The following is a 586-nucleotide window of genomic DNA, read 5'->3' as shown; positions in this document are numbered from 1 at the left end:
CGCGGCGTGTTCGTCGATCCAACCGTCCTTCAGCCGGCCGATGGCGGATGCCGACAACCCGGCAGCATCCTTGCCGATCAGCGCCGCCAGCGCCTCGGAGAAATCGCCGGTCGAGATACCCTTCAGATAAAGGATCGGCAGCAGCGTCTCGATCGACTTCGACCGGCGCATGTAGGGCGGCAGGATCGACGGTGAGAACCGGATGCGGCCGGGATCGCCGGCGGCGGCCGCGCGGTCGCGCGCACGCGGCTGGCGGACGGTGACCGGACCGATACCGGTCATCACCTCGCGTTCCGGCAGGTGACCGTGGCGGACGACGCGCTGCTGACCGTCCTGGGTCTTTAAATCGGCATGTTGTCGAGGAAGTCCGCGACCTCGGCCTCGACCGCCTTGGCAAGCAGCGCACGGGCTCCATTGCGTAAGATTTCGGTGAGTTGATCGTCGAAGAATCCTGGCTGAATCAGTCTGGTGACGTTATCGTTGGGCACGGCATATCGCTCCTTTGGTGGAGAAGTGGAGGCGTCAAGCACCCCCACGATATGCCGCCTTCCCGATTCCCGCCGTCACCAACTTTCGGCGATAGCTC

At 64.3% G+C, this 586-nt stretch carries 1 pseudogene; it reads right to left on the bottom strand.

What is annotated here, in order from left to right:
• A pseudogene (locus tag AC0L3A_RS40865) lies at positions 1–488 on the bottom strand (transposase); the annotation flags it as partial.
• Positions 489–586 lie beyond the last annotated feature (98 nt).

The organism is Bradyrhizobium sp. MI1.3 (assembly GCF_055811695.1).
This window is presented reverse-complemented; position numbering and strand designations above follow the sequence as displayed.